This window comes from Bradyrhizobium sp. (genome assembly GCF_049691595.1).
GTDB lineage: Bacteria > Pseudomonadota > Alphaproteobacteria > Rhizobiales > Xanthobacteraceae > Bradyrhizobium.
This window is the reverse complement of record NZ_JBAVNZ010000170.1, coordinates 1-25088: the sequence shown is the minus strand read 5'-3', so window position 1 is coordinate 25088 and position 25088 is coordinate 1. Positions and strand designations below refer to the sequence as shown.

22 protein-coding genes and 2 pseudogenes are annotated in these 25088 nt (G+C 64.4%); 17 read left to right on the top strand and 7 right to left on the bottom strand.

Annotation, left to right across the window (positions count from 1 at the left end):
• The 10 genes and pseudogenes from WCE35_RS07695 to WCE35_RS07650 all read left to right on the top strand — a co-directional run.
• Window positions 1-122, top strand: a 122-nt coding sequence (locus WCE35_RS07695) for a transketolase-like TK C-terminal-containing protein (RefSeq protein ID WP_424592753.1), incomplete at its 5' end; no start/stop codon positions are given.
• 150 nt (window positions 123-272) lie between these two features.
• On the top strand, window positions 273-1280 hold the full coding sequence (gene gap, locus WCE35_RS07690) for a type I glyceraldehyde-3-phosphate dehydrogenase (protein WP_424592751.1): 1008 nt from the start codon (window positions 273-275) through the stop codon (window positions 1278-1280).
• A gap of 171 nt (window positions 1281-1451) precedes the next feature.
• Window positions 1452-2648, top strand: a complete 1197-nt coding sequence (locus WCE35_RS07685; protein WP_424592750.1) for a phosphoglycerate kinase — start codon at window positions 1452-1454, stop codon at window positions 2646-2648.
• A 68-nt stretch (window positions 2649-2716) separates the two neighbouring features.
• The gene (locus tag WCE35_RS07680; protein ID WP_424592749.1) at window positions 2717-2923 is read left to right on the top strand and encodes an antitoxin MazE family protein; all 207 of its coding nucleotides are present in this window, start codon (window positions 2717-2719) and stop codon (window positions 2921-2923) included.
• The gene (locus WCE35_RS07675; RefSeq protein WP_424592748.1) at window positions 2920-3243 is read left to right on the top strand and encodes a type II toxin-antitoxin system PemK/MazF family toxin; all 324 of its coding nucleotides are present in this window, start codon (window positions 2920-2922) and stop codon (window positions 3241-3243) included. The genes WCE35_RS07680 and WCE35_RS07675 overlap by 4 nt, the downstream gene beginning before the upstream one ends.
• Window positions 3244-3307: 64 nt before the next feature.
• Window positions 3308-3547, top strand: a pseudogene (locus tag WCE35_RS07670) (class II fructose-bisphosphate aldolase); the annotation flags it as partial.
• Between the two features lie 42 nt (window positions 3548-3589).
• Window positions 3590-4630: a class I fructose-bisphosphate aldolase gene (locus tag WCE35_RS07665; protein ID WP_424592747.1), complete on the top strand. Its 1041-nt coding sequence runs from the start codon at window positions 3590-3592 to the stop codon at window positions 4628-4630.
• A 2-nt stretch (window positions 4631-4632) separates the two neighbouring features.
• Window positions 4633-5313, top strand: coding sequence for a thiamine phosphate synthase (locus tag WCE35_RS07660; RefSeq protein ID WP_424592746.1), 681 nt, complete (start codon window positions 4633-4635; stop codon window positions 5311-5313).
• 7 nt (window positions 5314-5320) lie between these two features.
• Window positions 5321-6415, top strand: coding sequence for a tetratricopeptide repeat protein (locus tag WCE35_RS07655; protein ID WP_424592745.1), 1095 nt, complete (start codon window positions 5321-5323; stop codon window positions 6413-6415).
• A 103-nt stretch (window positions 6416-6518) separates the two neighbouring features.
• Window positions 6519-7313 carry an inositol monophosphatase family protein gene (locus WCE35_RS07650; protein WP_424592752.1) on the top strand — a complete coding sequence of 265 codons (795 nt, stop codon included), beginning with the start codon at window positions 6519-6521 and terminating at the stop codon, window positions 7311-7313.
• Window positions 7314-7395: 82 nt separating this feature from the next.
• Here the strand turns inward: WCE35_RS07650 and WCE35_RS07645 are convergent, their stop codons facing one another.
• Window positions 7396-10548: a multidrug efflux RND transporter permease subunit gene (locus tag WCE35_RS07645; protein WP_424592744.1), complete on the bottom strand. Its 3153-nt coding sequence runs from the start codon at window positions 10546-10548 to the stop codon at window positions 7396-7398.
• A gap of 6 nt (window positions 10549-10554) precedes the next feature.
• Complete coding sequence (locus tag WCE35_RS07640) at window positions 10555-11763, bottom strand: efflux RND transporter periplasmic adaptor subunit (protein ID WP_424592743.1); 1209 nt, start codon at window positions 11761-11763, stop codon at window positions 10555-10557.
• A 473-nt stretch (window positions 11764-12236) separates the two neighbouring features.
• Here WCE35_RS07640 and WCE35_RS07635 point away from each other — a divergent pair.
• Window positions 12237-12338, top strand: a pseudogene (locus tag WCE35_RS07635) (inositol monophosphatase); the annotation flags it as partial.
• A 75-nt stretch (window positions 12339-12413) separates the two neighbouring features.
• On the opposite strand, the gene WCE35_RS07630 reads toward WCE35_RS07635, so the two are convergent.
• Entirely contained in the window at window positions 12414-13610 is a 1197-nt protein-coding gene (locus WCE35_RS07630; RefSeq protein WP_424592742.1) for a Fic family protein, read from the bottom strand.
• 48 nt (window positions 13611-13658) lie between these two features.
• Entirely contained in the window at window positions 13659-14504 is an 846-nt protein-coding gene (locus WCE35_RS07625) for a DUF1295 domain-containing protein (protein ID WP_424592741.1), read from the bottom strand.
• A gap of 181 nt (window positions 14505-14685) precedes the next feature.
• Here WCE35_RS07625 and WCE35_RS07620 point away from each other — a divergent pair, with 181 nt between their 5' ends.
• From WCE35_RS07620 to WCE35_RS07610, 3 genes are all read left to right on the top strand, one after another.
• Window positions 14686-15684, top strand: a complete 999-nt coding sequence (locus WCE35_RS07620; RefSeq protein WP_424592740.1) for a flagellar motor protein MotA — start codon at window positions 14686-14688, stop codon at window positions 15682-15684.
• Between the two features lie 196 nt (window positions 15685-15880).
• On the top strand, window positions 15881-16909 hold the full coding sequence (locus WCE35_RS07615; protein ID WP_424592739.1) for a peptidoglycan -binding protein: 1029 nt from the start codon (window positions 15881-15883) through the stop codon (window positions 16907-16909).
• A gap of 99 nt (window positions 16910-17008) precedes the next feature.
• On the top strand, window positions 17009-17458 hold the full coding sequence (locus WCE35_RS07610; RefSeq protein ID WP_424592738.1) for an N-acetyltransferase family protein: 450 nt from the start codon (window positions 17009-17011) through the stop codon (window positions 17456-17458).
• Between the two features lie 46 nt (window positions 17459-17504).
• Here WCE35_RS07610 and WCE35_RS07605 read toward each other — a convergent pair whose 3' ends face one another.
• Window positions 17505-19364: an ABC transporter ATP-binding protein/permease gene (locus WCE35_RS07605; protein ID WP_424592737.1), complete on the bottom strand. Its 1860-nt coding sequence runs from the start codon at window positions 19362-19364 to the stop codon at window positions 17505-17507.
• 180 nt (window positions 19365-19544) lie between these two features.
• Here WCE35_RS07605 and rpmE point away from each other — a divergent pair, with 180 nt between their 5' ends.
• A complete protein-coding gene (rpmE, locus tag WCE35_RS07600) occupies window positions 19545-19772 on the top strand; it encodes a 50S ribosomal protein L31 (RefSeq protein WP_424592736.1) in 228 nt (75 codons plus the stop codon).
• A gap of 43 nt (window positions 19773-19815) precedes the next feature.
• On the opposite strand, the gene WCE35_RS07595 is transcribed toward rpmE, so the two are convergent.
• Window positions 19816-20328, bottom strand: a complete 513-nt coding sequence (locus WCE35_RS07595; protein ID WP_424592735.1) for a DUF1465 family protein — start codon at window positions 20326-20328, stop codon at window positions 19816-19818.
• Between the two features lie 404 nt (window positions 20329-20732).
• Window positions 20733-20924, bottom strand: a complete 192-nt coding sequence (locus WCE35_RS07590) for a DUF1192 domain-containing protein (RefSeq protein ID WP_424592734.1) — start codon at window positions 20922-20924, stop codon at window positions 20733-20735.
• A gap of 106 nt (window positions 20925-21030) precedes the next feature.
• Between WCE35_RS07590 and WCE35_RS07585 the strand changes: the two genes are divergently transcribed.
• Both WCE35_RS07585 and WCE35_RS07580 read left to right on the top strand, forming a co-directional pair.
• Window positions 21031-22029: an NAD(P)H-quinone oxidoreductase gene (locus WCE35_RS07585; protein ID WP_424592733.1), complete on the top strand. Its 999-nt coding sequence runs from the start codon at window positions 21031-21033 to the stop codon at window positions 22027-22029.
• 119 nt (window positions 22030-22148) lie between these two features.
• Window positions 22149-25064, top strand: coding sequence for an EAL domain-containing protein (locus WCE35_RS07580; RefSeq protein WP_424592732.1), 2916 nt, complete (start codon window positions 22149-22151; stop codon window positions 25062-25064).
• Window positions 25065-25088: the final 24 nt, after the last annotated feature.

Here is a 25088-nt window from a genome sequence, read left to right as displayed (position 1 = left end):
ACGATGGCGTGTTCATCGGCATGCACGGTTTCGGCGCCAGCGCCCCTGCCAAGGCGCTTTTCCAGCACTTCGGCATTACCGCCGAGGCCGCCGTTAACGCTGCCCTGGAACGGCTGGGGTGACGGTTGAGCTCGTCGGAAAAAAGGACTACCTAACTTCCACAGTTTCCGTTCTCGCCCGGCCGAACCGGGCGATCCGCCGTAGCATTTCCGTGGCGCGCGCTCCGCGGGGATGGCACCAGCTATCAGACCAGCTCTAGAGGAGAGACGAGCATGGCAGTCCGGGTCGCGATTAACGGGTTTGGCCGCATCGGCCGCAACGTGCTGCGCGCCATCGCCGAGTCCGGCCGCCGGGATATCGAGGTGATCGCGATCAACGATCTCGGCCCGGTCGAGACCAACGCCCATTTGCTGCGCTTCGATTCCGTGCATGGCCGTTTTCCCGGCACCGTCACCGTCGAAGGCGACACGATCAGCCTCGGCAACGGCAAGATCAAGGTCACCGCGCACCGCGATCCTGCAACGCTGCCCTGGAAAGACCTCGGCGTCGATATCGCGCTGGAATGCACCGGCATCTTCACCGCCCGCGACAAGGCGGCCGCGCATCTGGCCGCCGGCGCCAGGCGCGTGCTGGTGTCGGCGCCGGCCGACAATGCCGACGCGACCATCGTGTTCGGCGTCAACCACGACAAGCTGACCAGGGACCATCTCGTCGTCTCCAACGGCTCCTGCACCACCAACTGCCTCGCGCCCGTCGCCAAGGTCTTGAACGACACCGTCGGCATCGAGATGGGCTTCATGACGACGATCCACGCCTATACCGGCGACCAGCCGACGCTCGATACCCTGCACAAGGACCTCTATCGCGGCCGCGCCGCGGCGATGTCGATGATCCCGACCTCGACCGGCGCTGCGAAAGCGATCGGCCTGGTGCTGCCGGAATTGCAGGGCAAGCTCGACGGCGTCGCGATCCGGGTGCCGACGCCCAACGTCTCGGTGGTCGATCTCAAGATCGTTGCCAAGCGCAAGACTGATGTGAAGGAAATCAACGAGGCGATGAAGCGGGCCTCCGAACAGCAGCTCAAGGGCATTCTGGGCTACACCACCGCACCCAACGTCTCGATCGACTTCAACCACGATCCGCACTCGTCCACGCTCCACATGGACCAGACCAAGGTGCAGAACGGCACGCTGGTGCGGGTGATGTCCTGGTACGACAATGAATGGGGCTTTTCCAACCGCATGGCGGATACCGCCGTGGCGATGGGGAAGTTGCTGTAAGTCAAGTCTTGTTTCCCGGACGCGGTGCAGCGTGTCTTCACGCTGCTCCGCTGAGCCGGGACCTGGCACAACATGGGTCCCGGTTCTGCAGCGCACCGAGGAGCCTGTACTCGGGCGGCGCGAAGCGCGGACCCGAGTGCGCTGCGTAGCGCCCGGGACAAGAGACCGCCAATGCCAAAATCATTCCGTACCCTCGATGACGTCGACGTGAAGGGCAAGCGCGTGCTGCTGCGCGTCGATCTCAACGTGCCCATGGAAAATGGCCGCGTCACCGATGCCACGAGGCTCGAACGCGTGGCGCCGACCATCACCGAGATTTCCGGCAAGGGCGGCAAGGTCATCCTGCTGGCGCATTTCGGCCGCCCCAAGGGGCGAGATCCCAAGGAGTCGCTCAAACCCGTCGCCGCCGCGCTCGCCGAGATCATCAAGAAGCCGGTCGCCTTTGCCGACGACTGCATCGGCGAGGCCGCGGCAAAGGCGGTCGGCGCGATGAAGGATGGCGACATCCTCTGCCTGGAAAATACCCGCTTCCACAAAGGGGAAGAAAAAAACGATCCTGCGTTCGTCGCGGAACTGGCCAAGCTCGGCGACATCTGGGTCAATGACGCCTTCTCGGCGGCGCATCGCGCGCATGCCTCGACCGAAGGGCTTGGCCACAAGCTGCCGGCCTATGCCGGACGCACCATGCAGGCCGAACTCGACGCGCTGGCTAGGGCGCTGGAAGCGCCGACCAAGCCGGTGATCGCCATCATCGGCGGCGCCAAGGTGTCGACCAAGATCGACCTGCTGGAAAACCTCGTCAGCAAGGTCGACGCGCTGGTGATCGGCGGCGGCATGGCCAACACCTTCCTGCATGCGCAGGGCTTCGGTGTGGGGAAATCCCTGGCCGAGAAGGATCTGGCGGCGACCGCGCGGCGGATCCTCGAAAAGGCCGAAGCCGCCAACTGCGCCATCATCCTGCCCGTCGATGCGGTAGTGGCCTATCACTTCGCGGCCAATGCGCCGTCTTATGCCTACGGCATCGACGCCATTCCCGCCGACGGCATGATCCTCGACGTCGGCCCGCAATCGATCGCGCGGATACACGCCGCGATCGACGACGCCGCGACGCTGGTCTGGAACGGGCCGCTCGGGGCGTTCGAGATGCCGCCGTTCGACCGCGGCACGGCGGTGTCGGCCAGGCACGCCGCCGCGCGGACCAAGGCCAAAAAACTGATCTCGGTCGCCGGCGGCGGCGACACTGTGGCGGCGCTGAACCAGGCCGGGGTGGCCGGCGATTTTTCCTATGTTTCGACCGCGGGCGGCGCCTTCCTCGAGTGGATGGAGGGAAAACCGCTGCCCGGCGTCGAGGTTCTCCGGGCAAAGTGACGCAACTTGAAGCGTGGGCGCTATCGGCTTATGTTACATGTAACAACTTTCATTGAAGGACATGTGCCATGACCGACGGCGCAAAGCGGGTCCGGAAGCATCGGGACAGGATGAAGGCGGCCGGCTTGAAGCCGGTGACGATCTGGGTTCCGGACGTCGATGCGCCGGGTTATGCAGAGAAGGTTGCGGAAGCAATCGCAATCGTAAACGCCAGTGAAGACGAAAAGATCATCCTCGAAGAACTATCCAATATCGAGATCGAAGGCTGGAAATGAAGCGCGGTGACTTGGTCACCGTTGTGCTTCCGGGAGCCTATGGGAAGCCTCGGCCCGCGGTAATCGTTCAGTCGGACAGATACGAAGCGATCGATTCCGTCACTTTTCTCCCGATGACGAGCGACGTTCTTCCCAAGCAGGTGTTTCGCATCACCGTTAGCCCGACGTCGGAGAACGGCCTGCAGGCGCAATCACAAATCATGGCTGACAAGTGCAGCACTTTGCCGCTAACCAAAGTTGGACAGGTATTTGGGCGTCTCGGCGCAGCCGACCTCACAAGGGTGGATCAGGCGCTGGCAGCCTTCTTGGGTTTCGTCTGAAGACTGATTGCTTTAGTTTCAGAAACAGAGACAGCGTGCCTGTCGCGACAACATGGAGAACAGGATGGCTCGCATCACCTTGCGTCAATTGCTCGACCACGCCGCCGAGCACGATTACGGGGTGCCGGCCTTCAACATCAACAATATGGAGCAGGCGCTCGCGATCATGGACGCCGCCTCCTCGCTCGACGCCCCCGTCATCATTCAGGCCTCGCGCGGCGCGCGCGCCTATGCCAACGACGTGATGCTGCGGCACATGATGGACGCAGTCACCGAAATCCATCCGCAGATTCCGGTCTGCGTCTAGTTTGACTTGCAACGATATACTGCACTGGAGGAAGCATCGATGAATCTCGCCGATCTCAACAAGGTCGCCCTCGCCATGGTCGCGCCCGGCAAGGGCATCCTCGCCGCCGACGAATCCACCGGCACCATCAAGAAGCGGTTCGACGCCATCAACGTGGCTTCGACCGAGGACAATCGCCGCGACTATCGCGAAATGCTGTTCCGCTCCAGCGAGGCGATGAGCCGGTGCATCTCCGGCGTCATCCTCTACGACGAGACTATCTGGCAAACGGCCCGCGACGGCACGCCGCTCATAAAACTCATCGAACAATCCGGCGCGATCCCCGGCATCAAGGTCGACGAGGGAACGCAGGCCTTGCCGAACTGCCCGGGTGAACTGGTCACCGTCGGGCTGGACAAGCTCGCCGAGCGCCTGAAGAAATATTACGAACAGGGCGCGCGGTTCGCGAAATGGCGCGCGGTGATCGACATCGGCAGCGGCACTGTCGGCCGGGGCATCCCGACCATGACCGCGATCCACGTCAATGCCCACGCGCTCGCGCGCTACGCCGCACTGTGCCAGGCCGCGCAGATCGTTCCGATCGTCGAGCCGGAAGTCCTGATGGATGGCGATCACGATATCGACCGCTGCTTCGAGGTGACCCAGCGCGTGCTCAACAAGACGTTTCAGGAATTGCGGGTCCAGCGCGTCGCGCTGGAAGGCATGATCCTGAAACCCAACATGGCCATATCAGGCAAGAAAAGCCCGAAACAGGCCTCCGTCGAAGAGGTCGCGGAAAAAACCATCCGGCTCTTGAAAGCCTGCGTGCCCGCCGCGGTGCCCGGCATCGCCTTCCTCTCCGGCGGACAGTCCGACGAGGACGCCACCGCGCATCTGGACGCCATGAACCGGATCGGCGGCCTGCCGTGGCGCCTCACCTTCTCATACGGCCGTGCGCTGCAGGCGGCGCCGCAAAAGGCGTGGTCGGGTAGGCCTGAGAACATCGCCGCGAGCCAGCGCGCCTTTACCCACCGCGCGCGGATGAATTCGCTGGCGACCAAAGGCGAATGGAAGGCTGATCTGGAAAAGAAGGCGGCATAGATTTGGCCACCAAACCCGTCCCGCCCCGCCGCGCGCCGCGTCTCTATCTCGCGACGCCTGAGGTGGACGATCCGTCGCCGTTGATCGCAAGCCTGCCCGGTCTGCTGGCCGCGGCCGACGTCGCCGCGGTGCTGGTGCGACTGAAGCCGACCGACCAGCGCACCATGATCTCGCGGGTCAAGGCGCTGGCGCCCGCGGTCCAGGAAGCCGGCGCCGCGCTTCTGCTTGACGGTCATGCCGAACTGGTGGCGCGCGCCGGCGCCGACGGCGCGCATCTCACCGGCATCGCCGCCTTGGAAGAGGCCTTGCCGTCGCTGAAGCCCGACCGCATCGCCGGCATCGGCGGGCTCGCCACGCGACACGATTCGATGGCCGCGGGCGAAGCCGGCGCCGATTACGTGCTGTTCGGCGAGCCCGATGCACGCGGACAGCGCCCCTCGGTCGAGGCGATCGCCGAACGCCTGCAATGGTGGGACGAACTGTTCGAGCCGCCCTGCGTCGGCTTTGCGGTTTCGCGCGAGGAGGCGGCCGAATTCGCGGCGGCGGGCGCAGATTTCGTCCTGGTCGGCGATTTCATCTGGACCGACCCGCGCGGCGCGGCGGCGGCGCTGGCCGATGTCGAACGGGCGATCCGGCAAGCGCATGGCGCAAGGCTCGGAACAGCCAGGGCCGAACAGGAATAACGCCGGAATGAGGATCTTGCGTTCCATATCGATCTGGCTCGGCTGCCTGACCTGGGCCGCGGGCGCATCGGCGCAGATTTCGCTGACGCCACCGGCGGCGCAACCGCCCGCGGGCAAGCCGTCGGCGAAGCAGGAGACGCCCGACGAAACATCAAAGGAGGCGCCGAAGCCAAAGGCGCCGGCGGTTGCCAGGAAGCCTGCCGCGCCACCGAAACCGGCCGCGGCGCCTGCACCGGCGCCGGCGCGGGCGCCCGCCTTTGAGGATCCCAATGTCGATCTCGTGTACGGCGCCTATCAGCGCGGGCTCTACAAGACCACACTGGATCTCGCAACCACGCGCGCGCTATACGCCCGCGACCCGAAGGCGATGACGATGCTCGGAGAGCTTCACGCCAACGCCATGGGCGTCAAGCGAGACGATGCGAAGGCCGCCGAATGGTACCAGCGCGCCGCCGACGCCGGCGACCGCGAGGGCATGTTCGCGCTCGCCATGATGCGCCTGGCCGGGCGCGGCGGCCGGGTCAATCGCGAGGAGGCCGTAAAACTGCTGGCGTCCTCGGCCAAGCTCGGCAATCCCAAGGCGGCGTACAATCTCGCGCTGCTCTATCTCGACGGACAGACGCTGCCGCAGGACCTCAGGCGCTCCGCGGAGCTGCTGCGCGTCGCCGCCGACGCCGGCAATCCCGAGGCGCAGTACGCGCTTGCGACCTTCTACAAGGAAGGCACCGGCGTGCCGAAGGACATCGACAAGGCGGTGCGGCTGTTGCAGGCCGCTTCGCTTGCCGACAATGTCGATGCCGAAGTCGAATATGCGATCGCGCTCTACAACGGCACCGGCACGCCGAAAAACGAAGCCGCCGCGGTGGCGTTGTTGCGCAAGGCCGCCAGGCAGAACAGCCCGATTGCGCAAAACCGCCTTGCCCGCGTATTGGTCAGCGGACAGGGCGCGCCGATCGACAAGGTCGAAGGCCTGAAATGGCACATTGTCGCCAAGACCGCCGGCAAGGGCGATCCGATGCTGGACGAGGCGCTGGCTGACCTCAGTCCTGAGGATCGCGCCAAGGCCGAGGCTGCCGCGCGCAAATGGATCGGCAGCAAATGACGCCTTGACGGCGCCCCGACAGCAGGGCACGCAGTCGGAAAACCTCTCACGGCATCTGGTCGTTCTCTCACCGCGCAAGTCTCATACCCAGCAAGCCCGGATCATGCTGCATTCAGCCCTCATCAACGTCATGGTCAAGGCCGCGCGCCACGCCGGCCGCAGCCTCAAGCGCGACCTCGGCGAGATCGAGCATCTCCAGGTGTCGCTGAAGGGGCCAGCCAATTTCGTCACGCTGGCCGACAAGCGCGCCGAACAGATGCTGTACGACGATCTCGCCAAGGCGCGGCCCGGTTACGGCTTCATCGGCGAGGAAGGCGGCACCCGCGAGGGCGCCGACAAGAGCCATACCTGGATTGTCGACCCGCTCGACGGCACCACCAATTTCCTGCATGGCATCCCGCAATTTTCGATCTCGATCGGCCTGCGGCGCGAAGACACCGTCATCGCCGGCGTGATCTACAACCCGGCCAATGAGGAACTGTATCTCGCCGAGCGCGGCAAGGGCGCGTTCCTCAACGACCAGCGGCTGCGCGTCGCCGGGCGGCGCAAGCTCAACGAGTGCGTGATCGCCTGCGGCCTGCCGCATATCGGCCGCGGCGACCACGAGCTGTCACGGCGGGAGATGGCCGAGATCCAGAACAAGGTCGCGGGCCTGCGCCGTTTCGGCGCGGCCTCCCTCGACATGGCCTTCGTGGCCGCCGGCCGCCTCGACGGCTATTGGGAGCGCAACCTGCAGCCCTGGGACATCGCGGCCGGACAGATCATGGTGCGCGAAGCCGGCGGCATGGTCTCCGGCATCGAAGGCGACGATGACCCGCTCAAGACCGGGCATGTGATCTGCGGCAACGAGTTCGTGCACGCCGAGCTGGTGAAGATTCTCAAGCCGCTGGGGAAATGAGGGCACGGACCCGAAATCGTCCGGCATGGTTTGCCGTGGCGATACCCGGTGGCGGGGCACAACGACCGAATGAGACGACCGCTCAGGACTCTGCTTGCGCAGGCGGTCCATGCGGCTCACCTGCCGCATCCTTCGCCGCTTCCCGGTCCCCCGCAAGAACCCGCTGCACGCTGACGAAGAACACCGGCACCATCAGAAGCGCAAGGATGACCACCGCGATCATGCCGCCCATGACGCCGGTGCCGAGCGCCTGCTGGCTGGCACCGCCAGCGCCGGTGGCAATCGCCATCGGCAGCACACCGCAGACGAAGGCGAGGCCGGTCATAAGGATCGGTCGGAACCGCAAACTGCACGCTTCCACGGTCGCCTCGATCAGCGGCTTGCCCTGTGCGCGCAGATCCTTGGCGAATTCGATGATGAGGATGGCGTCCTTGGCGGCCAACCCGATAATGGTGATCAGGCCGACGGTGAAATAGACGTCGTTCGGCAGGCCGCGCAGCGTCGCCGCCAGCACCGCGCCGGAGATTCCAAGCGGCACCGTCAGCAGGACGGCGATCGGAATGGTCCAGCTTTCATAGAGCGCGGCGAGCAGCAGGAACACCACCAGCGCCGAGAGGCCGAGCAAGAACGGCGCCTGCGAGCCCGACAGTTTTTCCTGCAATGATTGCCCGGTCCATTCATAACCGAAGCCGCGCGGCAGCTTGTTGGCGAGCCGCTCCATCTCAGCAATGGCGTTGCCGGAGGTGTAGCCGGTCCTCGCCTCGCCGCTGATGCGCACGGCGGGATAGAAGTTGAAGCCCGCGATCTGCGTCGGCCCCTTCGACCATTCGATCGAGGCAAAGGCGGAAAACGGTACCAGCTGGCCACGGCTGTTCCTGACATTATAATTGAGGATGTGGTCCGCGTTCATGCGGCTACCGCGATCGGCCTGCACGATCACGCGCTGCATCCGGCCGCGGTTCGGAAAGTCATTGATGTAGCTCGAGCCGAGATTGGTCGAGATCGTGCTGTTGATGTCCTCGAAGGTGACGCCGAAGGCCCCGGCCTTCTCGCGGTCGACCGCGAGATTGACCTGCGGCGCCGGCGGCAGACCCTCGACATAGACCTTTTGCAGCACCGGGCTCGCATTGGCTTCCGCGATCAGCCGGTCGGCCGCAGCCGTCAGCGCGGCATACCCCTTCTGCCCGCGATCCTGCAGGCGGAACGAGAAGCCCGAGGAATTGCCGAGATTGTCGATCGGCGGCGGCTGCAGCGCCGAAATTTTGGCGTCGCGGATCGATGAGAGGTCGCGGTTGATATCGGCCACAATCGCGGCCGCGGAATCCTTCGCCGGCCGCTCCGACCAATCCTTTAGCGAGATGAACGCCTGCGCGGTGTTCATGCCCTGACCGAGGAAGCTGAAGCCGGTGAGGAACGTCACGTTCTCGATGCCGGCGCGCCCGGCGAGATATTTTTCAACCCTTTCGACCGCTGCCGCGGTGCGCGCGTAGGAGGAATCGGATGGCGTCTGCACATCGGTCGTAATGAAACCCTGATCGTCCACGGGCAGGAAGCCGCCGGGCAGACGGATGAACGCCCAGCCCAACGCGATCAGCAGCGCTGCATAGATCAGCATCAGCCGACCGGTGCGCTCCAGCGAACCCTTGACCGTGCGTGTGTAGCGGTCACGGGTGGTATCGAGGGTACGGTTGAACCAGCCGAACACGCCCCTGCGCGCGTGACCATGGCCGGCTGTGACCGGTTTTAGCAGCGTCGCGCATAAAGCCGGCGTCAGTGACAACGCCAGCAGCGCCGAGAAGGCGATCGCGGCGATCATGGTGACCGAGAACTGCCGGTAAATGATGCCGACCGAACCCGGGAAAAACGCCATCGGCACGAACACCGCGATCAGTACCAGCGTGATGCCGATGATCGCGCCCGTGATCTGCGACATCGCCTTGCGGGTGGCTTCCTTCGGCGGCAACCCCTCCTCCGCCATGATGCGTTCGACGTTCTCGACCACGACAATGGCGTCGTCCACGAGAATGCCTACCGCGAGCACCATGCCGAACATGGTCAGCATGTTGATCGAGTAGCCAGCGATCATCAGCGTCGCACAGGCGCCGAGCAGCGCCACGGGAACTACGATGGTCGGGATGATGGTGTATCTGATATTCTGCAGGAACAGGAACATCACGACGAAGACCAGCACCACCGCCTCGACCAGCGTCAGCAACACTTTCTCGATCGAGGCCTTCACGACCGGCGTAATGTTGTAGGGAATGTCGTAGGCGATATTGGCCGGAAAGAAGCGTGACAGCTCCCTCATCTTGGCTTCGACGGCGCTTGCGGTGGCGAGCGCATTGCCGCTCGGCGACAGCAGCACTGAAAGCCCCGCGGTCGGCTTGCCGTTGAGACGCGTATTGAACTGATAGCTAAGCCCGCCGATTTCGAGGCGGGCGACGTCGCGCAACCGCACCGTCGATCCGTCGGCATTGGCGCGCAGGATGATCGCCCCGAATTCGTCGGGCGAACTGAGCTGGCCCCTGACCAGCACCAGCGCCGAAATCTTTTGCTCCGCGGCGCTTGGCTCGGTGCCGACGCTGCCGGAGGCGACCTGTGCGTTCTGGGCGGTGATCGCCTTGGTGACGTCGTCGGCGGTCAGGCCGAAGCCGACCAGTTTTGCGGGATCGAGCCAGATCCGCAGCGAGCGTTCGGTGGAATAGAGCGTGGCGCGGCCGACGCCGGGAATGCGCCGGATCTCGCCGAGAATGTTGCGGATCATGAAATCGCCGAGCCCGACTTCGTCGAGGCGGCCATCGGTTGAGCGCAAGGTGATGATCTGCAAGACGGCGCTGGAGGCCTCCTCGACCAGAATGCCCTGCTGGATCACCGCGCGGGGAAGCCGCGCCTCGATGCGCTTGAGCCGGTTCTGCACTTCCACCGACGCCGCGCCGGTCTCGGTGCCCGGCACGAAATTGGCCGTGATCTCGACCTGGCCCAGCGAGTCGCTGGTGGATTCGAAATTCAGAATGCCGGAGGCGCCGTTGAGCTCCTCCTCGATCAGCCGGGTGACGCTGTTGTAGAGATTTTCCGGCGACGCGCCGGGATAGCTGGTACTGATCGAGATCGAGGGCGGCGCGATGATCGGATATTGCGCTACCGCCAAGAGCGGAATCGAGATCGCGCCGATCAGGCAGATGAACAGCGCCACGACCCAGGCGAAGATCGGCCTGTCAATAAAGAAGCTCGGCATCTGATCTCACCGAGGCGCGGGCGCGGCAGGCTTGGCGTCCGGCGGCGCATGGGCCGACGAATCCGCCTGGGCCCACGCCTGCGGCCGGACCTTGTCGCCGGCGGCGAACTTCTGGAAACCCTCGACCACGACCTTGTCGCCGGCCTTCAGGCCCTCGGTCACGAACCACTGGCCATCCTGCAGCGAGCCGGTGCGCACGGGCTGAACTGCGACGCGGTTGTCATCCCGGACCACGAACACTTCGCTGCCGCCGCCGCCGTTGCGCTGGATCGCCTGCTGCGGCACCGCGACGGCGTCGGTATCGATACCCTGCTCGATCAGCACGCGGACATACATGCCCGGCAACAATTCGCGCTTCGGGTTCGGAAACTCGCCGCGCAGCGTCACCTGCCCGGTATGGGCATCGACCTTGGCGTCCGAGAACAGCAATTTGCCTAGTATCGGATAGACCGTGCCATCGTCCATCATGAGGCGGACCTTCATGGCATCGGGCGAGATGCGATCGAGTTCGCCGGTCTCGAACGCGCGCCGGAGATGGTTGAGTTCGGATATCGATTGCGTGAAATCGGCATAGATCGGATCAAGCTGCTGGATCGTCGCCAGGCTTGACGTGTCGTTCTGCACCACGAGCGCGCCTTCGCTCACCAGCGCGGCGCCGACGACGCCACCGATCGGGGCGCAAATGGTGGAATAATCCAGATTGAGCCTCGCGCGCGCGACGTCGGCCTTGCGGCCCTCGACCTCGGCTTCGGCCTGACGCTGGATGGCAATGGCCTTTTCGTTCTCGGACTCGGGGGCCGCGCGCTGACTGGTCAGGGTCGCAATTCGCCGCGCATGCTGCGACGCCTGCTCCAGCAACGCCCTTGCCTTCGCCAGCGCGGCCTCGGTGGACTGCACCTCGACCTCGAAGGGCAGCGGATCGATCCGATAGAGCGGGTCGCCGGCTTTCACCTCGCTGCCCTGGCGGAACGTGCGTTCGACGATGATGCCGGAGACGCGCGGACGAACATCGGCTATGCGCGTCGGCGCAATGCGCCCCGGCAGCTCGCGCACCATGGCACGCGGCTGCGGCTTGACGGTGACGATGCTGACATCAGGTTCGGGCGCTGTTACCGCGGCGGACGCGGGGATCGTGTCATTGCACCCGGCGAGCAGCGGCGCCGTGGCGGCCAGCATCAACGCAACGCAGGCCGATCGCGCGCGATATACCGACATTGAAATGTCCGCCCCCAAAATCGCAGTTCGACTTGAATGGATCGCGGCCTGCGTGGCCGCCCTCTTGATGGTCTCAAGATAGGAAACGACCTTGCTGCGACGCAATGCGTTTCGCGGCGGCTCAATGTCACACGACGCTATCGGCTTGAGTTGGAAGCCCTTTTCTTGACTCACTGGATTGTGAATAGGGCCCGTTCCAGAGCAGAGAATTCCAGCTCAAGGGAGCGCGCCAAAGAGGAGGGCGCGGTACATGTGTCTCCCGACAACAAGGAAGTGCCGTTCTAACTGGGTTACCCCAAGCAGACTGAGGCGTTCTTCAACGACGCCGGTTACTCATTCATTGAAGACAGCACCAAAAGCGGAAAACTGATCTTCGAGCGCGTCGACCTCCTCGTAAGCGGGAGAGCTGAAGCGAGGCAATGACGAGTTATCGAGTCGGCTGGGCTGGCGTCGGTGGTCCATACGACTCACCCGGCGACGATGACCCGCTCAAGACCGGGCACGTGATCTGCGGCAACGAGTTCGTGCACGCCGAGCTGGTGAAGATTCTCAAGCCGCTGGGGAAGCAGGGCTGACGCTGCTGCCGGCCTCGCGCGAACTGAGCGCGCGGAACCGTCGGTTTGAGTTTTTTCGAGATGGGGGCTTCGAATCTATGTTTCCGGGAAGAGCCGCGGAAACAGCACGTCGAGGGAATCCATCGGAAAGCGCAGCAACACGGCACCCTTTGGGGTTTCGGAGCCCAGAAGTCCGGCGGCAACCACCTCGTTTAGAACGCGCCGCGCCGAACGCGCCGGCAAGCCTGTGATCCGGGCGATATCGCCGCGTTCGAATTGCCCGCGGATGAGAGCTTCCTGCAGAAGCCTCGCGGCCTCCGGTTTGAGGGTCTGGCTGCGCTCCACATAGGCGCCGAGCCGCGACCCAAGACGATCGATCTCGAACAAGCCCTCCATGAACTTGACCTGATCGATGCAGACCCGAATGAACCAATGGACGAATTCGAGAAGCGCTTTCTGAGAGAGATTCCCCCGCCCATCGAGATCGCCCTGACGCGGTGTGTCGGCGAGGTCCATCATTTGCTTGTACTCGCTTGGCCGTGCGAGGCCCCGCGCAAGCCCGCGCGAGACCGACCACAAGCCATGCGCACCGATCTCCGCCCACTGCGCCATGGCATGACTCATGAGACGGCTGACGCGGCCGTTGCCATCCGGAAAAGGATGGATGTAATTGAACCGGTGATGCGCGGCGGCCATCGCCATGATGCGGCCCGCCTTCTTGAGTGGCCCGAACTGATAGCGCTCAGCGAAATATTTCATGAAATCATCGATGCGGGCACTCGATGGCGGCATATGCCGACCGACGGCATTGTCATGCTCGGGCCTTGATCGCCATTCGCCGGGCACCATCATGACCTCACGCCCACCGCCTTTGATACGCAGCATGTCTCCCGGTGCATCGGCGTAGAATTGGCGATAGAGCCAGCGGATGAAATCCACGGACGCCGGCTCGGGCAACTTCCCTTCCGCCGCCATCCGGTCGATCTCGCTCTGCACGCGCACATGCGCGGCGGCTTCGATCTGAAGGTTGCGGCGATCCCTGTCCTGATCAAACTTGCCCTCGAGAGCACGGGCAATGTCTCGCGGACGCGTGTCATGTCCTTCGATGAGGTTGCTGTAATAGGTGTTCATGATCCGCACGAGTTCGGCAAGGTTCGCCGCCGTGCGGGGATGAAGGCCCGCTCCGAGCGTCGCGGCGGCGGCCGCGAGTTCGGCGACGCTGTCCGCAACGGCCTCGGGGACCTCTTCGAGACGAGAGGGCTCGATTCGTTGCGGAGTTTCCCAGGAAGTCATCCTTGGCCGATCTTTGGCGATGATAAGCATTTGACTATACTAACCAAGTTATCGGCTGTCAGCGGAGTTTGGCCGACCTCCTGGCCGATCTATGGACTGGTGCGGCGGCAGCGGGAAGAAGGCGCTGGTGCGCGACTGGTATTCGCGGTAGCGCTCCCCGCGCGAGCGCAGCATCTGCTCCTCCAGCGGCGGGATGCCGGTGACGTGGACCAGGATCCAGTACATGAGGATCGGCGCCGGCAGGCTTGCGAAGCCGCAAGGATAATCGGCCGAGAGCGCGATCACCGGATAAGCCAGCCAGCCGAACCATTCGAAGAAATAGTTGGGATGGCGCGACCAGCGCCACAGCCCGACATCGCAGACCCCGCCCTTGTTGGCGGGGTCGGCGCGGAAGCGCCTGAGCTGCGCGTCCGCCAGCCCCTCGCCGGCGATCCAGGCAAGCAGGATCAGCGCGCCGAGATAGTCCTGCCAGCGCAACGCGTCGGATGGAAATCGCGCCGCGACAAAGATTGCAAACACCAGCGGAATCGACGCGAAGCCCTGGTTCTGCAGAAACATGAACATTTTCCGTGTGGAATCGACCCCCCACGCCTCGGCAAAGGCGGCATAACGCGGATCGTCCGTGATCCCGGTGGTCCGGATCGCGAGATGTACGCCCAGCCGCAGCGACCAGATCGCCACCAGCACCGCGACCAGCCATTGCCGGGCATTGGGGGCTGTGCCCTCGACCGGCCAGAGCGCACTGGCGGCGCCGACAAGGCCGAGCGAGAAGGTCCAGATGGTATCGACCCAGCCGGAATTGCCGGTGCGCTGCTGCAGCGCCCAGGCCGCCACCATCAGAATCGAGAGCGACAGGGCAATCAACGCCAGCGCCTCCAGATACAGAATGGTCATGCAAAATCCCGATTATTTCGCTCAGACATCGAACGTTGCCAAAAATACGCTGAAGTCGAAGCGCAGTTTCAGCCTGAGGCTTCGCTTTCTTGGACCGGAAATCATCGCTTTCTCCGCTTTTTTCCCAGCGCGGCTGTGCCATATTGGTGCCCGAAAAACTTCGGCAATGGATGACCCGGCAATGCCCTCAGGCCCCTCCTCCCGCTCCGAAATGGAGATCGAACTGAGCAAATTGTCCTGGCCACGAATTTTTCTGGTGCGGATGCTGGTTTTCCTGGTGCTGTGCGCGCTGGTCACGGTCGTGCTCTACAGGCAGATCATCACCGCCTTCTTCGCCAATCCCGGCCTCAACGCGCTGATCGGCGCGGTGCTTCTGATCGGCATCATCCTGTCGTTCCGGCAGGTGATCCGGCTCTATCCCGAAGTCGCCTGGGTCAACAATTTCCGCATCGCCGATCCCGGCCTTGCGATCGCGCGGCACCCGAAATTGCTGGCGCCGATGGCGGCGATCCTCGGCGGCGAGCGCACCGGACGGATGACGATCTCGCAGCAGACCATGCGCCATCTGCTCGATTCGATCGCCACCCGGCTCGACGAGGCCCGCGACATCTCGCGCTACATGACCGGCCTCTTGGTGTTCCTCGGCCTGCTCGGCACCTTCTGGGGCCTGATCGAAACCGTGGGGTCGGTCGGCAAGGTGATTGACGGGCTGAAGGTCGGCGGCGACGCCGGCGCGCTGTTCGATACCCTCAAGGAAGGCCTGGCCGCGCCGCTCGGCGGCATGGGCATTTCGTTCTCGTCCTCGCTGTTCGGCCTCGCCGGCTCGCTGATCCTGGGCTTCCTCGATCTGCAGTCGAGCCAGGCGCAGAACCGCTTCTATACCGACCTCGAAGACTGGCTTGCCTCCACGGTGCGCGGATATTCCGGCGAGGGCCCGGCTGGCAGCGAGCTCCTTCATACACTTGACGGGATGCGTCTCGTGGTCGAGGAAAGCAGCGACGGCCGCAACACCGCCGCGGCGATGGCCAACCTCGCCGAAGCCATTCAGGGGCTGGTCGCGCATATGCGCACCGAGCAGCAGATGATTCGCGAATGGGCCGACAGCCAGGGCGAGCAGAACCGCGAGATCAAGAAACTGCTCGAACACCTCGCGCGCCAGCCCGCGAAGAGTTCACGATAGCGCTTTGAAGCGAAGCGGGTGCCGGTTCGCGTGAAGAAAACGCGTCAATTAAGGGAGATCGTGCCCCGAACGCTGCGCCGCATGCAATGATGCGCCGCAGGGCCGGGGTCCATCTTTCGTCACCATGGGTCCCGGCTCCGCGGAGCGGCGTTACACGCTGCACCGCGTCCAGAACACGAGAAGCGGAGAAACGTCAATGGCCCTTGCCCGCGCCCGCCGCAGCGAATCCGGCTTCAACTACTGGCCGGGTTTTGTCGATGCACTATCGACCCTGGTGCTCTCGATCGTGTTCCTGCTCTCGGTGTTTCTGGTGGTGCAGTTCTTCCTGTCGCAGGAAGTCACCGGCAAGGACAAGGTGCTGGAGCAGCTCAACGCCAGGATCGCGCAGTTGAACGACCTGCTGTCGCTGGAAAAGCTCGGCAAGCTCAATCTCGACGACCAGTTGTCCCAGCTTCGCGCCGGGCTGGCTTCCGCCGAGAACGAGCGCGACCGCATCAAGGGGCTCTATGACGGGCTCGCCAATGCGGGCAGCGACGCCCAGGGTCGCGCCAACGAACTCAACCGGGCGCTCGAATCCGAGAAGGGGGTGACGATGCGCGCGCTGGCGCAAATCGAAGTCCTGAACCAGCAGATCAGCGCGCTGCGGCGTCAGTTGGCGGCGCTCGAGGAAGCGCTCGACGCCTCGGAGAAGCGCGACAAGGAATCGCAGGGCCGCATCGCCGATCTTGGGCAGCGGCTGAATGTGGCGCTGGCGCAGCGCGTGCAGGAATTGTCGCGCTACCGCTCGGAATTCTTCGGACGCCTTCGCGCCATTCTCGGCAACCGGCCGGATATTCGTATCGTCGGCGACCGCTTCGTGTTCCAGTCGGAAGTGTTCTTCGACACCGGCCAGGCGCTGTTGTTGCCCGAAGGCCGCGCCGAACTCGACACGCTCGCCTCCGCGCTGATCGATCTCGACAAGCGGATCCCGGGCGAAATCGCCTGGGTATTGCGGGTCGACGGCCATACCGACGTGCGGCCGATCAGCAGCCCGCTGTTCAGGTCGAACTGGGAGTTGTCGTCGGCGCGCGCGATATCGGTGGTGCAGTATCTGGTCTCGCTCGGCGTGCCGGCGCAGCGGCTGGTCGCAGCCGGCTTCGCCGAGTTCCAGCCGCTCGACACCGCGCCGACCGAAGACGCCTACCGGCGCAACCGCCGCATCGAACTGAAGCTGACGGAACGATAGCGGTGTCCAGAAAGCGCACCAGATCGTCATTGCCGGGCTTGAACTCCTGCGAAGTAGATGGATGCCCGGATCAAGTCCGGGCATGACGACCTTGCAAGAATGAGCACCCCGTTTCATCTCCGCCGCTATCACGCCGATGACGAGGACGCGGCGATCGCGCTGTGGCAGCAGACCTGGCAGCAGGCCTATCCCGGAATCGATTTCGCCGCGCGCGCGGGCTGGTGGCGCGCGCGCTGGCGCAACGAGCTGGTGCCAGAGGCGGCGATCATTGTCGCAGAGCAAACCGAGGTACTGATCGGGTTCGTCACGATCGATCCAAAGGGCTATCTCGACCAGCTCGTGGTCAGCCCCGCGCATTGGGGTTCGAAGCTCGCCGATGCACTGATTGACGAGGCGAAACGCTTGTCGCCCGAGTGCATCAATTTGTTGGTCAACAAGGACAACGCCCGCGCCATCCGCTTCTACGCGCGCAACGGTTTCTTGCCTGTTGGAGAGGACGTCAATCCGACGTCGGGAAGGCCGGTGCTGAGGATGGAGTGGAAGCCGTAGCGCGGTTTCCACCTTTCTCCCCCGGTGGGAGCGGGAAGGAACAGCCTCAAATCCCCTCGAACTGCAACCTTGCCAACCGCGCATACAAGCCACCCGCTGCGACCAGCTCAGCGTGGGTGCCCTGCTCGACGATGCGGCCCTGGTCCATCACCATGATGCGGTCGCAGGACAATACGGTGGCCAGCCGATGGGCGATCACCAGCGTGGTGCGGTGACGCATCAGTTCTTCCAGCGCGGTCTGCACCAGCGTCTCGCTTTCGGCATCGAGCGCGGAGGTCGCCTCGTCGAGCAGCAACAGCGGCGCGTCGCGCAGGATCGCGCGCGCGATCGCGATGCGCTGGCGCTGGCCTCCCGACAGCGTGACGCCGCGCTCGCCGAGCTGCGCCTCGAATCCGTCCGGCAGGCGACGGATGAATTCGGTCGCATGCGCGAGGTCGGCGGCGCGCTCGACCTCGGCATCGCCGGCGTCGGGCCGGCCGAAGCGGATGTTTTCGCGCGCGCTTGCCGCGAATACCACCGAATCCTGCGCCACCAGCGCGATGCGCGAACGCAACTCGCGCGGGTCGGCCGATTTGATCGGCACGCCGTCGAACGAAATCGTGCCCGACGCCGGGTCATAGAACCGCAGCAGCAGATGAAACAGCGTGCTCTTGCCGGCACCCGAGGGGCCGACGATCGCGACCTTCTCGCCTGTTCGCACCGACAGCGAAACGCCATCGACCGCGTCGACGTCCGGCCGGGTCGGGTAGGCGAAACTGACCTTGTCGAAGCTGATATCGCCGCGCGCCGGCGCCGGCATGGCGCGCGGCGAGGCCGGCGCGGTGATCTCCGATTTGATGCGCAGGATTTCAAACAGCCGTTCCGCCGCGCCGGAGGCCGCCGACACCTCGCCCCAGACCTCGCTGAGCTGGCCCAAGCCGGCCGCGGCAAAGGCTGCGTAGAGGACGAACTGGCCGAGCCGCCCCGGGCTGATCGCGCCGGCCAGGACATCGTGCGATCCGACCCACAGGATCACGACCACGCTGGAGAACACAATGAAGATGATGACGAGCGTGAGCACCGCGCGGGCCCGGGTCGAGCTGCGCGCCGCCTCATAGGCCTGTTCGACCTCGCGGCCGAAGCGTGCGTTGGCGAGCCGCTCGCTGGTATAGGCCTGCACGGTCCTGATCGCCCCGATCAGTTCGGAGACATAGGCGCTGGCGTTGGCCAGCGTGTCCTGCGCATCGCGCGACAATCGCCGCACCCAGCGGCCGAAGGCCACCAGCGGAAGCACGATCACCGGGATCGCCAACAGCACGAAGCCCGAAAGTTTCGGGCTCGTGATCACCATCATCGTTGCGGCGCCGATGAACAGCATCAGGTTGCGCAGCGCGATCGACACCGAGGCGCCGACCGCGGATTTGATCTGCGTGGTATCGGCGGTCAGCCGCGACACCAGCTCGCCGCTGCGCGCGGAATCGAAGAACGAGGGCGACAGCGAGATCAGATGCGCGAACACATCGCGCCTGAGATCGGCGACGATGCGTTCGCCGATCGTCATGACCAGATAGAACCGCGACGCGCTGGCGCCGGCCAGCACCGCGACCACCGCGATCATGACGCTGAAATAGCTGTTGATCACGGCGATGCCTTCGGGGGTGAAGCCGAAGTCGATCATCCGCCTGACCGCGACCGGCACCACCAGCGTGGTGATCGCCGCCACCGTCAGCGCGACAAAAGCCAGCAGTGCGCGTCCGCGGTAGCGCGCCACATAGGGCGCCAGCGCCAGCAGCGGGCGCAGCCGGGCGCCGGTCGTGGCCGGCGACTGCGTCAGCTGCGCTTCGATGAAGGCTTCCTGTTCGAGCAGCCCGTCGCGCCGCGGCGGCAGCTCGCCACGCTGGTCTTCAAGCTGTTCGGCTGTGCTCATGAAATCCGACCGGTTGTGCCGCCCCCAGATAGGCCCCGCCGCGTCGGCTGGCAAATCCGCGGGAGTCCCGCTCCGGTGAGATACGCGGCTTGTTTTGGCGGGCCGGCTGCGTTATAGAGCCGCCCAAATCCGTAATCCCTGACATTGCTGGACGGGCGCCGGCGCGCCGAAGGAACTGCCATGAAAGCCGATATTCATCCGAATTATCATACAATTACCGTCGTCATGACCGACGGCACCGAGTACCAGACCCGCTCCACCTGGGGCAAGGAAGGCGACAAGCTGAACCTCGACATCGACTCCAAGTCGCATCCGGCCTGGACCGGCGGCTCCCAGCAGATTCTCGACCGCGGCGGCCGCGTCTCGCGGTTCCAGAAAAAGTTTTCGGGCTTTCTGAAGAGGGATTGAGGCTTTTCGAGCCCGTTTCTTCGAATTGATGGAATCCCGAGAATTACTGCTCGAACGCCGCCTTCAGGCGATTGAGCTGCGGCACCAGCGGATTGCCGATCGGCGCGCGTTCGCTCGAGGGCGCATGGATCGAAATGTCGAGCCGGCGGACTTTCGATTGCAGGATCATCGAGCGCGCAATCAGGTCCTGCAATTGCCGCGGCAATCTTGCGATCATGTCCTCGGGGCCGGGATCGGCGGCGGAGAGCTTGACCTTGGTCTTCTCGCGATTGGCCTGGGTCAGCGTCATCTCGCCTTCCTTCACCGCGCGATGCAACAATAGCCATGACGCGAGCTGCATCAGCCGCGTGGTCAGCCGCATGCTTTCGGTCGCGTAGGTCAGGCTGACGGCGCGTTCGAGCGCCTTGGCCTCGGCCCGGCCATCGCCGTCAAGATAGGCGGCGGTCTGCTCGACCAGGTCCATCCCTTCCCGGAACAGGGTTCCAAACGCCGCCGAATTGGTCAGCCGCTCGCTGAACAGCACGAGCGCGGACTCGTTGTGCCCACGATCCGACATGGTGAAACGCCCTCACGCCACTGTTTATGCGGCCGGCCTGGCGGCGCCGGCTTATGATGAACAAATCATTGCGCGGGCAGAGGCGAGAGTCCAGCCGCAACCGGATTTATGGTTTCCGGCGCGGTCACGGATCGGGCGAAACAGGGGACGCCAAAAAAAGAGCCGCCGTTTCCGGCGGCTTTTGAAGTTGATAACAGGGAGGCGTCAAACAGAGTGGACAGGAGCCACTCGGTGTCCAAACGAGGACAATGACGATCATAATCGAGAAAGCTTAACGATGCGTAAACGAGCGATTTTCTTCAGGCTTCATTTGCCATGTCGGCCATTGGCCGACCCGGGCAATCACGCCCCGGATGCTGCGCAGCGGCGCGAAGAGCGCTGCACCGCGTCCGGGACACCATCCCTCATGACTTGAAAAAACTCTTCGCCGCATCCTTCGACGCGCGCTTTTTGGTCATGGCCTGCTGCACCCGCTCGATCTCCGAATTCATCAGCGCGATGCGCTCGGCCAGTTCCTCGACCGACAGCAGCGACAGATCCTGCCCGATCTCGTGGGTGACCTTTTTCCTGGGTTTATCGTCGTCCTCGACGGCCATGCCCTTGCTCCGTGCTTTACGACCTCCTGAGGCGGTTGCCAGCGCAGACGCGGCTGGCTAAGCAGGGGCCGCTTTCAGAACTCTTAGCATTTCGCAAGGACAAATCATGGAAAAGCTGCCCGCGCAAATGACCGTCGTCGGCATCAGCAAGCCCGGCGGTCCCGAGGTCCTGGTGCCGCAGACCCGGGCGGTGCCCTCTCCCGGTCCGGGCGAAATCCTGGTCAAGGTGATGGCCGCCGGCGTCAACCGTCCCGATGTCGCGCAGCGATCCGGCGCCTATCCGCCGCCGCCCGGCGCCAGCGATCTGCCGGGCCTTGAGATCGCCGGTGAAGTGGTCGCGCTTGGCACCGGCTCCGCCAAGCACAAGCTCGGCGACAAGGTGATGTCGCTGGTGGCCGGCGGCGGCTACGCGCAATATTGCATCGCGCAGGACGCCCAGGCGATGGCCGTGCCCCCGACGCTGTCGATGCAGGAAGCCGGCGCCATCCCGGAAACGCTGATGACGGTCTGGCACAATGTATTCGAACGCGGCGCCTTGAAGCCCGGCGAGACGCTGTTGATCCATGGCGGCTCCTCCGGCATCGGCACCATGGCGATCCAACTCGCCAAGGCGTTCGGCTCGAAGGTGATCGTCACCGTCGGATCGAAGGACAAGGCCGATGCCTGCCTCAGGCTCGGCGCCGATCGCGCGATCAATTACAGGACGGAGGATTTCGTCGCCGAGGTAAAGACGTCGACCGATGGCGCGGGCGCCAATGTCATTCTCGACATGGTCGGCGGCGATTACATCGATCGCAACTACGACGCCGCGGCGATCGACGGCCGCGTGGTGCAGATCGCAACGCTTGGCGGCCCCAAGGCGACCGTCACCATTGCCAAGCTGATGGTGAAACGGCTGCATCACACCGGCTCTACCCTGCGTCCCCGTAGTAATGCGGACAAGGCCGCCATGGTCGCGGCCATCGAGGCCAGGGTGATGCCGTTATTGCGCGAAGGGCGCATCAAACCTGTGATGGACAGCTCGTTCGTGCTGGAAAAGGCCGCGGACGCGCATCGGCGGATGGAGACCAGCGAACATATTGGCAAAATTGTGTTGACGGTCTGATTATCGCGAGCCGAGTGCTGCCGGAAACCCTTTGATTGCCTTCGCATTCATGTCATTTATCGCGCCAACGCCGGGCCATTGGTGGATCCGGAAAGATCTGACATCGCGGAGTACTGACATTGCGTCTGATCAGGTGCCTTGCGCGGCTTGCGCTGGGCTTCATGATTGTTGCCGCCGCGCCGCAAGCGCGCGCCATCGACGCCGTCAGCGTCCGCAGCGACGCGCCTGCGATCGACCTCACCGCGGTGCTCGATCATCAGCACAGCGAGACCGACCGCATCCAGGTTTCCACCGCGCCGGGCACCGACGGCATCGTCCGCCGCATCGAGGTTCGTGCCCGCGAAGGCGGTCAGAACTGGGTGGTGTTCGCGCTCGCCAACAACACCGACGACCAGCTCGACCGGCTGATCGTCGCACCCCACTACCGCATCGTGTCCTCGGGGCTGCTGTGGCCCGATCTCGGACTGTCGCGGGTCGCCAGCATCACGCCGTCGACCGGCGACCGCCCCGAGCGCCAGGAAAGCGCGACCGCGGACATCTTCCGCATCACGCTCGATCCCGGCGCCGTGGTCACCTATGTCGCGGAATTGCGCACCGATAAATTGCCGCAGCTCTATCTGTGGGAGCCCGACGCCTACAAGGACAAGGTCAACTCGTTCACGCTCTACCAGGGCATCGTGATCGGCATTTCCGGCCTGCTGGCGCTGGTGCTGACGATCCTGTTCGTGGTCAAGGGCAGCATCATGTTCCCCGCCGCCGCGGCGCTGGCCTGGGCGGTGCTGGTCTATATCGGCGTCGATTTCGGCTTCTGGGGCAAGGTGCTCGACATGTCGAACAACGCCGAGCGCATCTGGCGCGCGGCCGGCGAAGCGATCCTGGCGGCGACGCTGCTGGTGTTCCTGTTCGCCTATCTCAATCTCAGCCGCTGGCACGTGCGCTATTCCCACATCACGGTCGGCTGGCTCGCCTTTCTGGGCTCGCTGGTGGCGCTGGCGCTGTTCGATCCGGCGGTCGCCTCCGGCATTGCGCGAATCTCGCTGGTCCTGATCGCCTTCGCGGGCTTTGCGCTGATCGTCTATCTCTCGACCCACGGCTTCGACCGCGCGGTGCTGTTGATCCCGACCTGGTTCCTGCTGGTGGTCTGGGTGATCGCCGCCGGCATGGCGGTGGGCGGCAGCGTCACCAACGACATCGTCGGCCCGGCGCTGCTCGGCGGCCTCGTGCTGATCGTGATGCTGATCGGATTTACGGTGATGCAGCACGCCTTCGCCGGCGGCGGCGCGACCACCGGCATCGTCTCCGACGTCGAACGCCGCGCGCTGGCGCTGACCGGTTCGGGCGACCTGATCTGGGACTGGGACGTCTCGGCCGACAAGGTGTTCACGAGCCCGGAGACCGAAAGCCTGCTCGGCCTGAAACGCGGCACGCTGGAAGGCCCGGCCGCGAAATGGCTCGAGGTGCTGCATCCGCTCGACCAGGACCGCTTCCGTGCCGCGCTCGACAGCGTGCTCGACCAGCGCCGCGGCCGGCTGGTGCAGGATTTCCGGCTGCGCACCCCCGACGGACATTTCATGTGGTTTGCGCTGAAGGCGCGTCCGGTGGTCGGCTCCGACGGCGAGGTCTCGCGCGTGGTCGGCACGCTGACCGACGTCACCGAGATCAAGAATGCCGAGGAGCGCCTGCTCCACGACTCCGTGCATGACAATCTCACCGGGCTGCCGAACCGCAAATTGTTCATCGACCGCCTGCGCGCGGTGGCTAATTTCACCCGGACCATGCCGACGCTGCGGCCGACGCTGCTGGTGATCGACCTCGACCGCTTCAAGCAGGTCAACGATTCCGTCGGCATTGCGGTGGGCGATTCCATTCTGCTGACGCTGGCGCGGCGGATGACCCGCATCCTGAAGCCGCAGGATACGCTGGCGCGGCTCGCCGGCGACCAGTTCGGCCTGCTCCTGATGTCGGAACAGGATCCGGTGCGCGTCACCGCCTTCGCCGAAACCATCCGCAAGACCATCCGCGCGCCGATCGCCTTCAACGACCGCGAGATTTTCCTGACCGCCTCGATCGGGCTTGCGGTCTCCGATCCGCAGACGCCATTGTCCGACGAGATCATCAAGGACGCCGAGCTTGCGATGTATCATTCCAAGCGCATCGGCGGCGACCGCATCGACGTCTACAAGCCGGCGATGCGCGCGCGCAAGACCGACCGGCTGACCATGGAATCCGAACTGCGCCGCGCCATCGAGCGCCAGGAAATCGCGATAATGTATCAGCCGATCGTGCGGCTGGAAGATCGCTCGATCGCCGGTTTCGAGGCCCTGGCGCGCTGGGACCATCCGAAACTCGGCCGGATGTCGCCCTCGGAATTCATCTCCATCGCCGAGGAGATCGGCCTGATCGTCGATCTCGGCATGTTCGTGATGGACCAGACCGCCCGGCAGCTCGCGATCTGGCAGCGCGCCATGCGCTCGCGCGAGCCGATCTTCGCCAGCGTCAACGTCTCCTCGCGGCAATTGCTGCGCCATGATCTGATCCACGATATCCGCACCGTGCTGTCGCGCTCCTCGGTCGCGCGCGGCACGCTGAAGCTGGAACTGACGGAATCGATGGTGATGGAAAATCCCGAGCACGCCGCGCAGATGCTGACCCGCATCCGCGAACTCGGTACCGGCCTGTCGCTCGACGATTTCGGCACCGGCCATTCCTCGCTCGCCTATCTGCAGCGGTTTCCGTTCGACACCATCAAGATCGACCAGTCGTTCGTGCGCACCACCAGCCGTGGCACGCGGCCGGTGGTCCTGAAATCGATCATCGCGCTGGCGCACGACCTTGGCATGGACGTGGTCGCCGAGGGCGCCGAGACCGATTCGGACGCGGTCGAGCTCTATCAGCTCGGCTGCGAATACGCCCAGGGCTTCTACTTCGGCGAGCCGATGGCCGCCGACGCCGCGCGCGACCTGTTGCAGGCATCGGCGGCCAAAGACCCGATCAGCAGTGAACCTGCGCCGCGCAGCAAGCAGCGCGTGCCCTAGGCTCTGATCCGATCAGATTGAAGC

Coding starts and splice junctions, on each gene's coding strand:
- gap (WP_424592751.1), top strand. CDS start 273: ATGGCAGTCCGGGTCGCGATTAACGGGTTTGGCCGCATCGGCCGCAAC.
- WCE35_RS07685 (WP_424592750.1), top strand. CDS start 1,452: ATGCCAAAATCATTCCGTACCCTCGATGACGTCGACGTGAAGGGCAAG.
- WCE35_RS07680 (WP_424592749.1), top strand. CDS start 2,717: ATGACCGACGGCGCAAAGCGGGTCCGGAAGCATCGGGACAGGATGAAG.
- WCE35_RS07675 (WP_424592748.1), top strand. CDS start 2,920: ATGAAGCGCGGTGACTTGGTCACCGTTGTGCTTCCGGGAGCCTATGGG.
- WCE35_RS07665 (WP_424592747.1), top strand. CDS start 3,590: ATGAATCTCGCCGATCTCAACAAGGTCGCCCTCGCCATGGTCGCGCCC.
- WCE35_RS07655 (WP_424592745.1), top strand. CDS start 5,321: ATGAGGATCTTGCGTTCCATATCGATCTGGCTCGGCTGCCTGACCTGG.
- WCE35_RS07650 (WP_424592752.1), top strand. CDS start 6,519: ATGCTGCATTCAGCCCTCATCAACGTCATGGTCAAGGCCGCGCGCCAC.
- WCE35_RS07645 (WP_424592744.1), bottom strand. CDS start 10,548: ATGCCGAGCTTCTTTATTGACAGGCCGATCTTCGCCTGGGTCGTGGCG.
- WCE35_RS07640 (WP_424592743.1), bottom strand. CDS start 11,763: ATGTCGGTATATCGCGCGCGATCGGCCTGCGTTGCGTTGATGCTGGCC.
- WCE35_RS07630 (WP_424592742.1), bottom strand. CDS start 13,610: ATGACTTCCTGGGAAACTCCGCAACGAATCGAGCCCTCTCGTCTCGAA.
- WCE35_RS07625 (WP_424592741.1), bottom strand. CDS start 14,504: ATGACCATTCTGTATCTGGAGGCGCTGGCGTTGATTGCCCTGTCGCTC.
- WCE35_RS07620 (WP_424592740.1), top strand. CDS start 14,686: ATGCCCTCAGGCCCCTCCTCCCGCTCCGAAATGGAGATCGAACTGAGC.
- WCE35_RS07615 (WP_424592739.1), top strand. CDS start 15,881: ATGGCCCTTGCCCGCGCCCGCCGCAGCGAATCCGGCTTCAACTACTGG.
- WCE35_RS07610 (WP_424592738.1), top strand. CDS start 17,009: ATGAGCACCCCGTTTCATCTCCGCCGCTATCACGCCGATGACGAGGAC.
- WCE35_RS07605 (WP_424592737.1), bottom strand. CDS start 19,364: ATGAGCACAGCCGAACAGCTTGAAGACCAGCGTGGCGAGCTGCCGCCG.
- rpmE (WP_424592736.1), top strand. CDS start 19,545: ATGAAAGCCGATATTCATCCGAATTATCATACAATTACCGTCGTCATG.
- WCE35_RS07595 (WP_424592735.1), bottom strand. CDS start 20,328: ATGTCGGATCGTGGGCACAACGAGTCCGCGCTCGTGCTGTTCAGCGAG.
- WCE35_RS07590 (WP_424592734.1), bottom strand. CDS start 20,924: ATGGCCGTCGAGGACGACGATAAACCCAGGAAAAAGGTCACCCACGAG.
- WCE35_RS07585 (WP_424592733.1), top strand. CDS start 21,031: ATGGAAAAGCTGCCCGCGCAAATGACCGTCGTCGGCATCAGCAAGCCC.